The 12736-nt window shown below is 43.7% G+C and carries 14 protein-coding genes; 2 read left to right on the top strand and 12 right to left on the bottom strand.

Annotated elements, in window-relative coordinates; translation table 11 throughout:
- Nucleotides 1-6: 6 nt before the first annotated feature.
- From NSQ26_RS12905 to NSQ26_RS12870, 8 genes are all read right to left on the bottom strand, one after another.
- Nucleotides 7-2292, bottom strand: coding sequence for a S8 family serine peptidase (locus NSQ26_RS12905; RefSeq protein ID WP_499718440.1), 2286 nt, complete (start codon nucleotides 2290-2292; stop codon nucleotides 7-9).
- A gap of 274 nt (nucleotides 2293-2566) precedes the next feature.
- Nucleotides 2567-3196, bottom strand: a complete 630-nt coding sequence (upp, locus tag NSQ26_RS12900; protein ID WP_499718439.1) for a uracil phosphoribosyltransferase — start codon at nucleotides 3194-3196, stop codon at nucleotides 2567-2569.
- Nucleotides 3197-3316: 120 nt separating this feature from the next.
- Nucleotides 3317-4573 (bottom strand): serine hydroxymethyltransferase, encoded by a 1257-nt coding sequence (glyA, locus tag NSQ26_RS12895; protein WP_499718438.1) that lies wholly within the window; start codon nucleotides 4571-4573, stop codon nucleotides 3317-3319.
- An 82-nt stretch (nucleotides 4574-4655) separates the two neighbouring features.
- Complete coding sequence (locus NSQ26_RS12890; protein WP_499718437.1) at nucleotides 4656-5195, bottom strand: TIGR01440 family protein; 540 nt, start codon at nucleotides 5193-5195, stop codon at nucleotides 4656-4658.
- The gene (gene rpiB / locus NSQ26_RS12885) at nucleotides 5192-5641 is read right to left on the bottom strand and encodes a ribose 5-phosphate isomerase B (RefSeq protein ID WP_499718436.1); all 450 of its coding nucleotides are present in this window, start codon (nucleotides 5639-5641) and stop codon (nucleotides 5192-5194) included. Before rpiB ends, NSQ26_RS12890 begins: the two co-directional genes overlap by 4 nt.
- Before the next feature lie 123 nt (nucleotides 5642-5764).
- A complete protein-coding gene (locus NSQ26_RS12880) occupies nucleotides 5765-6133 on the bottom strand; it encodes a hypothetical protein (protein WP_499718435.1) in 369 nt (122 codons plus the stop codon).
- 20 nt (nucleotides 6134-6153) lie between these two features.
- Nucleotides 6154-7440: a helix-turn-helix domain-containing protein gene (locus NSQ26_RS12875; RefSeq protein ID WP_499718434.1), complete on the bottom strand. Its 1287-nt coding sequence runs from the start codon at nucleotides 7438-7440 to the stop codon at nucleotides 6154-6156.
- A 212-nt stretch (nucleotides 7441-7652) separates the two neighbouring features.
- Nucleotides 7653-7895: a LuxR C-terminal-related transcriptional regulator gene (locus NSQ26_RS12870; protein WP_090774693.1), complete on the bottom strand. Its 243-nt coding sequence runs from the start codon at nucleotides 7893-7895 to the stop codon at nucleotides 7653-7655.
- A gap of 364 nt (nucleotides 7896-8259) precedes the next feature.
- Here NSQ26_RS12870 and NSQ26_RS12865 point away from each other — a divergent pair, with 364 nt between their 5' ends.
- Nucleotides 8260-9048, top strand: a complete 789-nt coding sequence (locus NSQ26_RS12865; RefSeq protein WP_499718433.1) for a potassium channel family protein — start codon at nucleotides 8260-8262, stop codon at nucleotides 9046-9048.
- Nucleotides 9049-9064: 16 nt separating this feature from the next.
- Here NSQ26_RS12865 and NSQ26_RS12860 read toward each other — a convergent pair whose 3' ends face one another.
- Complete coding sequence (locus tag NSQ26_RS12860) at nucleotides 9065-9943, bottom strand: DUF421 domain-containing protein (RefSeq protein ID WP_499718432.1); 879 nt, start codon at nucleotides 9941-9943, stop codon at nucleotides 9065-9067.
- 93 nt (nucleotides 9944-10036) lie between these two features.
- Between NSQ26_RS12860 and NSQ26_RS12855 the strand changes: the two genes are divergently transcribed.
- A complete protein-coding gene (locus NSQ26_RS12855; RefSeq protein ID WP_176763758.1) occupies nucleotides 10037-10396 on the top strand; it encodes a DUF4363 family protein in 360 nt (119 codons plus the stop codon).
- Between the two features lie 37 nt (nucleotides 10397-10433).
- On the opposite strand, the gene NSQ26_RS12850 is transcribed toward NSQ26_RS12855, so the two are convergent.
- The 3 genes from NSQ26_RS12850 to NSQ26_RS12840 form a co-directional block, all read right to left on the bottom strand.
- The gene (locus tag NSQ26_RS12850; protein ID WP_499718431.1) at nucleotides 10434-10877 is read right to left on the bottom strand and encodes a low molecular weight protein arginine phosphatase; all 444 of its coding nucleotides are present in this window, start codon (nucleotides 10875-10877) and stop codon (nucleotides 10434-10436) included.
- 63 nt (nucleotides 10878-10940) lie between these two features.
- Nucleotides 10941-11471, bottom strand: a complete 531-nt coding sequence (locus NSQ26_RS12845; protein ID WP_499720073.1) for a manganese efflux pump MntP — start codon at nucleotides 11469-11471, stop codon at nucleotides 10941-10943.
- 75 nt (nucleotides 11472-11546) lie between these two features.
- Complete coding sequence (locus NSQ26_RS12840; protein ID WP_499718430.1) at nucleotides 11547-12584, bottom strand: L-threonylcarbamoyladenylate synthase; 1038 nt, start codon at nucleotides 12582-12584, stop codon at nucleotides 11547-11549.
- Between the last annotated feature and the right edge of the window lie 152 nt (nucleotides 12585-12736).

Here is a 12736-nt window from a genome sequence, read left to right as displayed (position 1 = left end):
TTGCATTCATTCTTCTCTTATATGTTTATCTGCTTGACCAATCTCAATATACGTCTCAATCGTATCTTGCACCCCGCTTTGTTCTGCATAGACCAATGCTTTGTAGCGCCCCGGTGGCACAGTCACATCACTCAACTCACCACTGATCATACCACGATGAGTTTGTTCGTTCTCAACTAAATTTGTCACAAACGTAAATGTGTCAGGGTCATACAAAGCAATGCCAGATTTTTCGGCCCCACCCGGCAAGTAATACTCATAGTAATAGTGATTCTTTTTATCAGCATGAGCAAATTGAAATGCCATTACACGAGGATAATTTGGCTCTTCCATAAAAAGTACATACGGTACCTCAATGGGTAAACGATCACCTTTAATTGTAATTATGCCCGCGTGTAGTCCCTCCTGTAACGCAGCTGGGAAAATGTCTGCAGATAATTGGACAACCTTTTTCTCACCTGGCACAACGCGAACAGCATACGGGGTTTGCCATCCAATGCCGTCTAAAGAACCGATCGGCGGGTCAATATAATATGTTTTCGCGCGTAAACCTGTGTTTTCAATCGTCAGCGAGAGCGTTCGCTTCGTTCGCGCAGCGTTCTTTGACCATGTCCCAAAAGTTAACGTTCCCGGATAAACAAGCGTTTCTGCTCGTAACGCTTGATCCACTTGCAAACGCCCCGTTCCTTGCTCGTGTGGCTTATAAGGTTGCCCGCGCTCACTTGTTAATGTTTTCGTTGTATTCATGAGGGCTGCTTTCACTTGTTCAGGTGTCCACTCGGGATGAAGTTGCAATAATAAAGCCGCTGCTCCTGCAACATGTGGACTTGACATACTCGTTCCGTTCAACCCTAAGTATCCTTTTGGTACCGTACTTTGAATGGCAACGCCCGGTGCCACGAGGTCAGGTTTTACTTGCCATGTTTCGGTTACCGGTCCACGCGAACTAAACGAAGCAATTAAATCTTGTTTGCGCTCAAATTTCGTACGAATGTATGCTGTTTTTTTCTTCTCATTCATGTGAGTAAGTAACCACTCACCGTCTTCTTTCGATAAACTCGCCGCCGGAATATCAATTGGTTCTAACACACCTCCAGCAAACGCGCCATCTAAATGATTGTAAAGGAGCACACCAATCGCTCCAGCCCGCTTTGCAGTCATCAACTTCTCTGCAAAGGTCGCGCGTCCACGTTTGACTAATACGACTTTTCCTTTCACGGACAAATCACGGTAATCTGCAACAAGCCCATGTCCGACATCCACTAACGCCACATCCCGTTTAAATGTCCATGGCTTTGCACCAGCGATTGGTGCCAAAGGGATATGATGTGCTTGGTCCGTGAATAGTGTAATATAGGGTACATCAATTGGTGGCAACGAGGCACCTACAGAAATCGCCTTCGTTGATGTTCCAGGTGAACCGACACTCCACATATTCGGACCACTGTTTCCACTTGATGTGACGGCAACAACCCCTTTATCAACGACACGGTCAAGTGCCAAACTTGTTGGCCAATCGGGTCCATTTATGGTGTTTCCTAATGACAAATTTAACACATCAACACCGTCTCCAACGGCTCTCTCAATCGCTGTCAATACTTGTTCAGTTGTTCCTTGTCCTCCTGGTCCTAAAGCACGATATGCATAAATGTCAGCCTCTGGTGCGACGCCTTGAATGCGTCCATTCGCAGCGATAATACCTGCTACATGCGTGCCATGTAATGTCGGTTCTCCCTGCGGACTTTTTGTCTCCATCGGTTGGTCGTCATCATCAATGACATCATAACCACCTTTATAATTTCGCCGTAAATCAGGATGCTCATAGTCTATCCCGGTGTCAATGACGCCCACTTTCACCCCTGCACCAGTAATGCGGCGACCTTTTGCATCAAAGTAGCGACTTGCTTCTCTCCCACCACCAACAAAATCAATGCTTCCTTCAATACTTGGTTGATAAATGGCAATATCATCGACACGCGCAATAACAGATAATTTCTCTAACGTCGGGATGTCACGCTCTAAAACTTCTAACGAAAATCCTCTATACACTTCTTTGTATACTTGCCTGATCTTTGCCGAAGGAATACGGGTTTTCACTGTCTCAACCGCATTTTCAACATCACCTGATGCAGAGACAATGACAACACGCCGTTCTTCTTCATCGCCATCTACCTCAACATCATTTTCAATGTTCATTTTCTCTTCTGCATGTACTGCTATTGGTGAGAATGCTTGGCTCATTATAAGTAAAACGAGCAACAGTACATGTATATAACAACCTCTTCGCGTCATCAGTACAATCTCCCCCACACATTGTCGTAAAAATTAGTATGTGCAGCAAGAAATGTTGTATGCGCCAAAATACATGCTGCCACTTGTGGACATATTCGTGCATAAAACTGTGGATATGTGCATTTTCCTGTGCATAACCTCATAAATTCGTGGACAATTCACCTTTTCATATCATGTAGATACTGATTATCCATAAAAATGTGGATAAGGTTGTGCATATAAAAAAGCAACTGACACACGTTAGCATCAGTTACTTCATTCTTCTCATCTATTTTTATTTCGTCCCGAATAACCGGTCACCCGCATCGCCTAAGCCGGGTACAATATAGCCTTTTTCATTTAATTTTTCATCTAGCGCTGCTAAATAAATGTCGACATCCGGATGCGCCTCTTGTACGTAGCGCACGCCCTCTGGTGCCGCGACAAGGCAAATAAGGCGCATACTCTTTGCCCCACGCTTTTTCAAGCTATTGATCGCTTCAACGACTGAACCTCCTGTCGCTAGCATCGGGTCAATGACAAGCAGCTCTCGCTCCTCGACATCATTTGGGAGTTTCACGTAGTACTCATGAGGCTGTAACGTCTCTGGATCGCGATACAAGCCTACATGTCCCACACGCGCTGCTGGAATCATACGTAATATCCCTTCAGACATGCCAATACCCGCACGTAAAATAGGGATGAGACCTAATTTTTTCCCCGATAATTTCTTCACTGTCGCTGGCCCAACCGGCGTTTCCACCTCTACTTCTTCCACAGGTAAATCACGGGTTACTTCAAACGCCATTAACGCTGCCACTTCATCAACCAGTGCACGAAAATCTTTCGTGCCTGTCCGTTTATCACGGATATACGAAAGTTTATGCTGAATTAATGGGTGATCCAATACATGAACTGTACTCATCTCATGTCACGCTCCTTCAACCATATCTTATCTTTTAGAGTGTACCGGAAAAACAAGTATTCGCCAAGCTTTTCATAGAAAAAGAAACGGACGTATACGACGCCGTTCCTTTCTGTGTACTTATATCATCCCTGGATAAAGAGGGAATTGTTTTGTTAAGGCTGCTACGCGTCCGCGTACGTTCTCAAGCTCCGCCTCATCTGTATGATTTTTTAACGTTAACGCAATCAAATCAGCAATCTCATCCATGTCCGTTTCTTTCAATCCACGTGATGTCACCGCTGCGGTACCAATTCGAATGCCGCTTGTTACAAATGGGGTTTCTGGATCATACGGAATCGTATTTTTATTCGTTGTCATGCCGACAGCGTCCAATACTTTTTCTACTACTTTTCCGGTTAGACCAAGACCGCGAAGATCTAGCAACAACAAATGATTGTCCGTTCCCCCAGACACGATGTCAATTCCGTTTTTTTGCAATCGCTCCCCTAACCGCTGTGCATTTGCAATCACAGCCGCACCGTACGCTTTGAAAGAAGGCGACAACGCTTCGCCAAAAGCAACCGCTTTAGCCGCAATGACATGCATGAGTGGTCCACCTTGAATGCCCGGAAAAATCGCTTTATCCAATTTCTTCCCGTACGCCTCAGCTGTTTTTTCATTCCCTAAAATCATCCCACCACGTGGTCCGCGCAACGTTTTATGCGTGGTTGTTGTCACAAAGTCAGCATATGGCACAGGGTTTTGGTGCAGCCCTGCCGCTACCAAACCAGCAATATGCGCCATGTCAACCATGAGCAGTGCACCCACTTCATCAGCGATCTCACGGAAAACTTTAAAGTCAATTGCACGTGGATACGCGCTCGCCCCAGCAACAATTAGCTTTGGTTGATGTTTATGCGCAAGTGTGCGCACAACATCATAGTCAATACGTTGATTATCTTCGCGTACACCATACTCCACAAAGTTGTACTGCATCCCACTAAAGTTCACAGGACTACCATGCGTCAAATGACCGCCATGTGACAAGTTCATCCCAAGCACTGTATCCCCTTGCTGTAAAACTGTAAAGTATACCCCCATATTCGCCTGTGCGCCTGAATGGGGTTGGACATTCACATAAGATGCACCAAACAAAGCTTTCGCCCGGTCACGCGCCAAGTCTTCAGCAATATCAACATATTCACAACCACCGTAATAACGACGTCGTGGATAACCTTCCGCATATTTATTTGTTAATATTGAGCCTTGCGCTTCCATAACGGCATCACTAACAAAATTCTCCGAAGCGATTAATTCAAGATGATCACGCTGTCTCCCTAATTCTGATGCGATTGCTGCAAAAACTTCTGGATCATGCCGTTTCACTTGCTCCATCCTGTTTGCCCCTCTCTATTCCAGAATACAAAACTTCGCCAGAGATCAGATGCCCTCTTCTGAACGTTGATCCATGACTCCTTTACTCATAACACGCGCGTGCGCCACCAATGAACTTTGGACGCGTATACGCTAATGTCACGTGTGCTTGTCCGACCATCTTTTGTTGTACACGAACGGGTACAGCTACTGGCTTTAAATGCATGCCAATGAGCGTATCACCGATATCAATGCCCGCATCGGCTTGAATCGCTTCCACTAACACGGGTGCATCCATGTGCGTATACGCATACGTCGCTAGCGCGCCACCCGCATCTCGTGCTGGCACTGCAGAAACCTCTGGCCACGAGCGGGTCTGCGCAACTACGCGCTCCAGCACAAGTGCGCGGTTTAAATGCTCACAACATTGAAACGCCAGCGCGACCTCTTGTTCCGCCGCAAAAGAAGTCAGCGTCTCATACAATTCTGCCGCAATCTCCAGTGATCCTTGCTTGCCAATGTGAGCGCCGGCAACTTCACTTGTGCTCGCGCCAACAACAACTATACGCCCTTTTAATAACACAGGACACGCTTTCATAAACGCCGTAAGTACTGTTCGCAAGTCCTCTTGAATCTTGGTCATTGCTCTTCCTGGACCTCATAAGCGGTAATTTTCCCAACTCGCGTAGCATGACGACCACCTTCGTATGCTTCTTCTAACCAAATTTTTACGATGTCACGTGCCAGACCCGGCCCAATGACACGCTCGCCTAGTGCTAACATATTTGTATCATTGTGCTGACGGGTCGCCTTGGCGCTAAATGTATCATGAACAAGCGCACAGCGAATGCCTTTCACTTTGTTTGCCGCAATCGACATTCCAATGCCTGTCCCACATACTAAAATGCCACGATCAAATACGCCCGCCGCCACTTTTTCAGCGACCGGTAATGCATAATCCGGATAATCAACGGATGTCTCACACGAACAGCCAAAATCCTCATATGCAATGTGTAACTCGTCCAGTAAACTGAGCAACTCGTCTTTTAAACGTTTGCCGCCATGGTCTGAGGCAATCGCTACTTTCACGTCTGCACCACTCCTTTTTGAGAAATCCATCATTCACATTGATTATAGCATAGACGAGAGATCGGGGAGAACGCATTGTTTTGTTTTATGAAAAGCTTTAGCCAATCTCCCTTATTCTTTTACCTAAACTTTTCGTCTACTGCTTAATAGCCGTATAACCTTGAAAATACCTATCCCAATAATTACAGATGATAAAATTGTCAAGACAAACAATAACGGATTGTCATCTATCGTGACAAGTGGTTTATTTAGCGAACCCCCAATGTGCTGCAAAGCAAACGTTACAGCCCCTAAAAAGAAGATAATACTCCTAAAATATATTGCTAAAAATGCAAGCACAGCAATGAAAACATAGGGAAGCAACATAGCAAATGTACCGCTCACATTCCCACTTTTCACACCCCAGAGTATAGCTCCACCTATTGCTGTTATAAAGAGAGTCACTATTCCGATCAGTATACAGCGATTGTTTTTCTCATTTTTTACGGTCATTTTGTTCCTCCTCTATCGTATCAATACCGATAATCGCATGCACACACCAAATATCTTGCTGCTTTTTTATACGCGCGTTTCTCTTGATAATATCTGCCTAGTTGCTCTGCGAATCTACAAACCAATTTATACTGCTTTTTACTTATCGCATGATCAAGAATTCTTTCCATATCTCTTTCATAAGTGACAGCGTCCCCTTGATATAACAAACGCTTTGCTTTTATTGCTTGAACTTCTATATCCATGTAATTTAATACTTCTTGATTTTGATCAATAATGGCTGACACCTTTAACAAATAATCATCAACTTGTTCCCAATCTTTTTCTTCCATTGCAATCACCAATAGTTCTTTTAACACATAGGCGCGTTCCTTTTCTGCCACTTCCGTTTCTTGTTGTAACAATAAACTTTTCAACATATACGCTTTGGCCTCTTTCCACTCTTCCTTCGCTTTATGAAGTAAACCTAAGTGATAGTAAACAAAGGAAAGTGTATACGCATCATTTAAGCGCGCTGCACAATCATAGGCCTCTCTGTAAAATTTTTCAGCGTATTCAAAGTACCTTGATAATCGATGTTGCGCCCCCACTTTTAAGGCCGCATGAACAAAACGAACCTTGTCATCCGACCGAGACAAAATGTCATAGAGACGATAAGAATATTGTAACGGTATCGACATGTCATTATGAATGCGTTGTTTCACAGCACTCAAATCAAATAATAAACGCAAGGTCGCTGTCGATTCATCATGACACTGTAAATACTGCGCTGCTTTTGTCATATACACATCTGCTTGAACGAAGTCTTGCTTCGAGAAGAACAATTGTCCACAAGCATGGTAATAGACCATACACGCAAATTGGTCTCCCAACTCTTTCAGATCTGCTGGTAAAAGCGTTTGCGCTTGAACATGTAAACGTTCTGCATCTCCAATCAAGCCTCGAATGACGTAATCCCGTAACAACACCCCATAAACCCTCACTAAAACAACAGGTCGATGACTTTCACATGCGTGTAGTTGCAAAAATGCACGCTCTGTTTCAGTCAACGACAGATGTTCCCAAAATTGAGCAGCGATTGTCTCAATCTCTTCTTCACATACTTGAAGATCCTTATCAAGCAAATCATCAAGCGATACGTTTAAGCGTTTGCAAATATGGATGAGAAACTTCTCCGACGGTTCCTTCTGATTATTTTCAACTTGACTGACATACGTAGACGAAAAATAGCAATCAGCTAAAGCCTTTTGCGTCATCTTTTGCTGCTTTCGCAATTGTGAAATCCGTTGACCAATACTTACAGACATAGATGACCCCCCTGACATGAATGACTATTATTCTACATATTTAGCATTTTCTCTTTTAGATTACCATAAAAGCAAGCCTAAGTCCAAAAGGAAAAGTGTATAATTAGCTATATACTTCAGGAAAATACGAAAAATAACCCGAATAAGTCACTTTCAGTGCACTCATTCGAGGTATCATGGAAATCAATACATCTTAAAATCAAACTATTTTTTCAATAAATTATCCGCTTAGGTGAAGGCAAATCCAGTCGATCAAGTGTATATAACCCAAAATGATAAGCAAGTACACCAATCTCTACGCGTGATTCCACACACCATTTAAGCTTAATATTTGCAATGATTGCATTCACACGCCGTCGAGACACATGTATTTCTTCGACAATATCTTCATTTTTATAGCCTTTTGCTACAAAAATTGCCACTTCCATTTCCTTTGCTGTCAATTTTTCCATCATACACACACACCTCCGACTCAACTCATGAAATACATCGACTATTTCATTTTAATTTAAGTTGTTGGTTAATTGGTAGAGGTAAAATCGGATGAAAAATTTTAGGGTTTGTTGATGATTTTTGGGGAGAGGGTTTACTAAAGAAATATAACAGCGGTTTGCTAGGGGCAAATATATGTTTTATAAATCTTTTTATTTGTGTTAAAACAATAATTAAATACATAGTGCTACATATTATGTAAGATCATTTTGACCTAACTTGTCTCCTCGTATAGCAGCCCTATCAACAATCTCTATGCATACTCCCCTCCCTAGAAACAAACACTACCCAAAAAACTATCTACCCACAAGGAGGATCGAACCACCTATGATCATCAGCCTCGTCAAACGCGTGCTCCGGCGCGCCATTGATGTCTCTCATTGGAAAGTCATTCTCCTTGGCATTGTTTTTCTGATCGTTAGTGCATTTATTCTCTTGTATCTAGATCCGAAACAGTTTAAAGATCCGTTTAATAGCTTTTGGTTTGTCATGACAACTGTCTCGCAAATTGGCTATGGCGATCACGCGCCAGAAACGGTTGGCGCGAAACTGTACACGATGGTCATTTACCTTGTCGGTGTCGGTTTATTTGCTGTCATGATTGCAAAATGGATTGATTTCATTACAACATATGAGAAGAAGAAAGGAGGCCATCATGTGGGCGCCCATGTCAAAGATCACATCGTTATGATTACGTGGTCACAAAAAACCGCGGTAACGTTGGAGACATTATTAGCACAAGACGAGTCATTACATATTGTCGTCATAGATCAACTCAAACAATTGCCTTATCAACATCCACACGTGCATCACATCCAGGGGCGCGCTACCGATGAAGAGACCTTAAAGAAAGCACGTGTTTGTCAGGCACGATCTGTTTCAATTTTTGCGCCTGACCACCCTGTTGATTTCGAGGCGATCGACGGGAAAGCGGTGCTCATTGCGACGACGATCAGGCAGTTTTGTAAACGGACAAGCGCTACACCGTATATCGTCAGCGAATTACTGCACGAAGATCACATCCAAAACAGTGCGGTTGATTGTTTCGACGAATGGTTGCTCTCGCACCGGCCCTTCTCGCACTGCATGGCAAAAAGTGTCCTTAAACAGCATTAGAAAAGCCACCTATTTCTTATCCGGGTGGCTCAACAATATGTGGGGACAACTCCTTGATCCACTTATCTATTTGTGTCGCTTGCTTTTGAAATACCTCTTTTGCGGCGGTTTGTTTTGTTTGCATCGCGAATTGACGTAAATCTGCCTGTAGCTGTTTCATTTGCGCCACAACAAGCAATTTCTTTGTTACTTTTGGTGCGTCTACATGTTGTTTGTCATTGTATAAATCTACATACACTGCGCCAGTCGAATCTATTTGCGCTAAAAAAACGTCAGAGAAATCATTTGCGCCTTGCTTTGCCACTTCTGCACGTAGCCATTCTTTCGTATACCCATATTGTTGCAAGCTTTTTTCCATCACATTACCATCAACAATGACAACTTGTGGTTGGTGCTCCTGCGCAACAACAATTCCTGCATCTTTCGGTGTTAACGGCGCAACATCACTCTTCTTCATCACACTGACGAGGCCACTCTTTTCCATGACAGCCGATTCAACATCAGCCAATTTAAATACACCATTTTGCCGTAAATGGATCATCAGCTCATCCACAGTCAGTTCTTCTTTCCGTAAGTTCGCCTCGTTAATCTTGCCGTTTTCAATTAATACCGTTGGTTTTCCCTCTGCGATTGTCCGAAATAGGAACGATTTCAGCTCCAATTTCGATGTAATCATCGGAAATAATGCCCAAATAAACATACCGAAAACAAAGTTCGACATACGCACATGGGGACTAAACGTCATCTCCGCCGCAAGACTACCGATTGCAATCCCAACGATGTATTCATAATACGTCATATCGGTAATATGCTTTTTGCCCATTAACCGTGCTAACAAAAACAACAATAAGAAACCTATCGCACCTCGGATAAACACGTGGCCTAAGTCCGTCATACAATCCTCCTCGTCTCTAAAAAACGAATGATTTTCGCTTATTATTGGGCAAACTAACAGAAAGCATGCACACAGAAAATGAGGGGGATGATTTTGAAAAAAACTCGCTACTTACTTGGCGCGCTTTTCCTCATCTTATTCTTATCTGGCTGCAATGTCGGCGATCTATTTAAAACAGACAGAGACGAAGCACTGTTTACAGCAGTCACCGAGATGAAACAGCACGTAGAGAAAGAAGAATGGATGACAGTCCGCGCGAAGATGGATACATTTCAAACAAACTACGACAATCAAAAGTGGAAAATGCAATTATTAGGGGAGTTAGAGGATTATCATGATATAGAACTTGAAATCAAACATTTCTATATTAGCGCTGAGGAAGAAGATGCATTTGAATGCCTCATTGGCTTGGAACAAATTGCTTATCGCCTTCACACCATTTACACGCTGTAATATGTACGCAGGTCTCCACTTTACTCATCCGGAGACCTTACGTATTTTCCCCGTTATCTTTTTCAATAAATTGCTTTAATGCTTCTTCAATTTCTAAAGCCGTTTCTTCATAAACAGACGCAGCTTGTCCAAACGGATCAGCAATATCCAACTGGTCAGCACCAATGAATTCTTTTAACGTGAAAATATCATTGACATCTATATACTGACTCTGCAAGTAAACCTTATGGTTATGTGACATCGTTAAAATAAGGTCAGCCCAGTCCACAAGTGCCGTGGTCACTAATTGCGCTTCGTGATCACACGTGATCCCGCGTTTTTGGAGGACATGTTGTGAGCCGTCTGACATCGGGCTGCCGTCTTGCGCAAACACCCCTGCCGATTGGACTTCGTATGCATCTGATAGTTTCTGTAAAAAAGCCGCTGCCAACGGTGAACGGCATGTATTTCCTGTGCAAACAAATAAAATGCGTTTTTTCATTGTTTCCACCTTCCATCCTATACTCATGCTTTTAGTGTAACATAAATCACCACGTCCGCTAAATCACAGCGGCAACATCATTTGCAGACCGAATCCAAGTAAAATGCAGCCACCTAGCCGCTCACTGTAAACACCTATATAACGATGAAATCGATTGCCTAGCATGAGACCTCCCCAAGAAAGGATCATACTCATGAAACCGATTAACGCTACGGTCACCAAAGTTTTTGCGCCTAAAATGCCAAGCGATAAACCGATCGAGAAACTATCGATGCTCACACCAAGCGCAAGTAAAAAGAGTCCAAAACCAAATGGATGTAACTGATTCACACCACTTTTTGAAAAGGACGCTAAAATCATTTGTAAACCCATGACAACTAACAATCCACCACCTACATACAAGGCGATCATGTCAAAGCGGGACGTGACCCACTTCCCAATAAATATTCCCGCAAGCGGCATCGCAACATGAAACCCACCAATTGCGGCCCCAATCCGAATAACTTGTCCAGCCTTTAAGCCTAGCATGCCCATTCCGAGCGTTAATGAGAAAGCATCCATCCCTAACGCTGCAGCCATCAGTCCGATTGTCATCAACTCATCCACGTCATCACACCCTTTTGAAAGAACGTGCTCACCTGAGTATATGACGGTACCTGAAGGACGAGACTACTTTTTCAAAATCATCCGTCCGCCAGCTGCTTTTTCGAGGCGATTCATGATGGCAAGGCCAATACCTATTTCCGGAACGGTCTCCACATAAATAACCGTGACGTTTTCCTCGTCAAAGCGCCGTAATGATGCGTATAACATTTGGGCTACGTGCGCCAAACTTTTTCCTTTGATAATGACGTCGGCCTCATAGTCTATTTCTCCACGTGTCGCAAAGATTCCAACACGTTCGCCACGCGCCCGCGCCGCTTTTACTTCACATTTCAGCACGCTTGCTTCATCCACTAACACCACTTTTGCTTTCGGTGCATAATGGGTATATTTCATGCCCGGAGACTTTGGCACAACGACCTGCCCCTTTAAAGATGGATCAACATCAATCTTTCCGACAACCGCTTCAATTTCTTCTCGCGACACACCACCTGGGCGATACAATACCGGTTGCGTGCCCGTCACATCAAGTACGGTCGATTCTACACCGATCCCTGTTATACCCGCATCAACGATGCCATCAATCGCCCCGCTTAAATCCGCTAACACATGCGCAGCGTTTGTCGGCGATGGTCGGCCCGATAAATTTGCGCTTGGCGCTGCTACTGGCACATCAGACGTTTGTAGTAGCGCCAATGCGACAGGATGATCTGGCATGCGTACGGCAATTGTATTTAATCCAGCAGACACATTTTTAGCGACAATCTCTTTTGAATGTAAGATCAGTGTTAACGCTCCTGGCCAAAATGCTTCCATAAGTTGTGTGGCATGCGATGGCACTTTAGTCACCAAATTCGTTAATTGTTTCTTATCACCAATGTGTACAATAAGGGGGTTATCACTTGGACGACCTTTTGCCATAAAAATGTTTGCGACTGCGACCTCGGACAAAGCATTCGCTCCGAGGCCATACACTGTTTCTGTCGGGAACGCAACCGTCTTTCCTTCTCTTATCCACAAAGCAGCTTCCTTTATTGCTGCGCTTTGTGCGATATGCTTTTGACTTATATCCACAGTCCATACTTTCGTTTGTTTATAACTCACAACTGTTCGCCTCTTCTTTTTCATGTTTACCGCTTGCATCCATATGATTAAATCCCTTATGTATCAGTCGTTTTAACGTTAGACGGCAATGGTATAAGTAAAGATATACCGGAGAAAAAAGATTACCCACAGACTGTGGATAACCTGTTCAT

It is taken from the genome of Bacillus sp. FSL W7-1360, from assembly GCF_038592975.1.
GTDB classification, from domain to species: domain Bacteria; phylum Bacillota; class Bacilli; order Bacillales; family Bacillaceae_D; genus Shouchella; species Shouchella lonarensis.
The sequence above is the reverse complement of the archived record's forward strand: the minus strand, read 5'-3'. Positions and strand labels throughout refer to the sequence as shown.

Excerpts from the sequence above, each read along its gene's own strand:
- NSQ26_RS12905 (WP_499718440.1), bottom strand. The coding sequence starts at position 2,292 with ATGACGCGAAGAGGTTGTTATATACATGTACTGTTGCTCGTTTTACTT.
- upp (WP_499718439.1), bottom strand. The coding sequence starts at position 3,196 with ATGAGTACAGTTCATGTATTGGATCACCCATTAATTCAGCATAAACTT.
- glyA (WP_499718438.1), bottom strand. The coding sequence starts at position 4,573 with ATGGAGCAAGTGAAACGGCATGATCCAGAAGTTTTTGCAGCAATCGCA.
- NSQ26_RS12890 (WP_499718437.1), bottom strand. The coding sequence starts at position 5,195 with ATGACCAAGATTCAAGAGGACTTGCGAACAGTACTTACGGCGTTTATG.
- NSQ26_RS12880 (WP_499718435.1), bottom strand. The coding sequence starts at position 6,133 with ATGACCGTAAAAAATGAGAAAAACAATCGCTGTATACTGATCGGAATA.
- NSQ26_RS12875 (WP_499718434.1), bottom strand. The coding sequence starts at position 7,440 with ATGTCTGTAAGTATTGGTCAACGGATTTCACAATTGCGAAAGCAGCAA.
- NSQ26_RS12870 (WP_090774693.1), bottom strand. The coding sequence starts at position 7,895 with ATGATGGAAAAATTGACAGCAAAGGAAATGGAAGTGGCAATTTTTGTA.
- NSQ26_RS12865 (WP_499718433.1), top strand. The coding sequence starts at position 8,260 with ATGATCATCAGCCTCGTCAAACGCGTGCTCCGGCGCGCCATTGATGTC.
- NSQ26_RS12860 (WP_499718432.1), bottom strand. The coding sequence starts at position 9,943 with ATGACGGACTTAGGCCACGTGTTTATCCGAGGTGCGATAGGTTTCTTA.
- NSQ26_RS12850 (WP_499718431.1), bottom strand. The coding sequence starts at position 10,877 with ATGAAAAAACGCATTTTATTTGTTTGCACAGGAAATACATGCCGTTCA.
- NSQ26_RS12845 (WP_499720073.1), bottom strand. The coding sequence starts at position 11,471 with ATGACAATCGGACTGATGGCTGCAGCGTTAGGGATGGATGCTTTCTCA.